General features: G+C 49.3%; 2 tRNA genes and 1 rRNA gene. All 3 read left to right on the top strand.

From position 1 onward, the window contains the following. A 16S ribosomal RNA gene (locus DHN43_RS26975) occupies positions 1-74 on the top strand; the annotation flags it as partial. 265 nt (positions 75-339) lie between these two features. Then, positions 340-416, top strand: a tRNA-Ile gene (locus tag DHN43_RS26980). Positions 417-574: 158 nt separating this feature from the next. Beyond that, a tRNA-Ala gene (locus tag DHN43_RS26985) sits at positions 575-650 on the top strand. Positions 651-1,053: the final 403 nt, after the last annotated feature.

Below are 1,053 nucleotides of genomic sequence, written 5' to 3' on the forward strand. Positions count from 1 at the left end.
CGGTAGGGTCAGCGACTGGGGTGAAGTCGTAACAAGGTAGCCCTAGGGGAACCTGGGGCTGGATCACCTCCTTTCTAAGGATTGGTCTTCAGCTAAGATGCTTCTATGAAGTGTCCCCGCTATCGACTAATTTTTTGAACATAGCTGGCATTATGACCAGCATTCGACACTTCCCTGGAAGTGTCATTGGCGAATACCGCCGTCTTCGTTTCTCTTTCTTTATGATATCGCTTAAAGGTTAGGTAGCTCGTCTGAGCACAATCTTTGTTGGTTTTGACTGGAGCGCAGCGACTAGAACCGAATGGTTTGCGGAGCTGATGCGAGGTCTTCAATAGACAAGGGTCGGTAGCTCAGGTGGTTAGAGCGCACGCCTGATAAGCGTGAGGTCGGAGGTTCAAGTCCTCCTCGACCCACCAAACTTTTAAGTTAGTAGGAAATTGTGGCACGCACTCCCGAGCGCGTTAGCGCGAGTAGGACCGACTGGTCCGCCGAGCTTATGCGAGGGTAGCCAAGCTGACGGATGTCAGCGCCGGCGTGGACACTTCTATGAAGTGTCCTTTGAGGCCAGAATAATGGGGCCTTAGCTCAGCTGGGAGAGCGCCTGATTTGCATTCAGGAGGTCAGGAGTTCGATCCTCCTAGGCTCCACCAACTCTCTGTTTTGATATCATAATGAAAGCATCCGTTTTGCGGGTTTTGTTCTAAAGCCTGCTTGTTCTGTGACATTTTGAAGAGAAGACATAATTGGCCGCATCTGGCGCCAGTTCCTTAGGGGATTGCCGGATGTGTCAGCTAGCCAGTTACCAATGCCCGCCAGGGTATTGTACGGGGGCGCTTGACCGCTGCCCCGCCAGTTATGTCTCATGAACTGGTCTAGGCATATGCATTGCATATGTCTTTGATACATACGATGTATGTATTGTTGATTGTACATCTGGCAACCGATGTACAAGCCAAGTTAAATCAAGCTTTATTTTTGTTGGTTAGTGAGACTTCTTCTGGAAGTCTCATGTCATGTCTGTCTTCGGATGGATTTATGATTATAGCTAATGAG

Source organism: Pseudovibrio sp. Alg231-02 (assembly GCF_900143565.1).
Classification (GTDB): domain Bacteria; phylum Pseudomonadota; class Alphaproteobacteria; order Rhizobiales; family Stappiaceae; genus Pseudovibrio.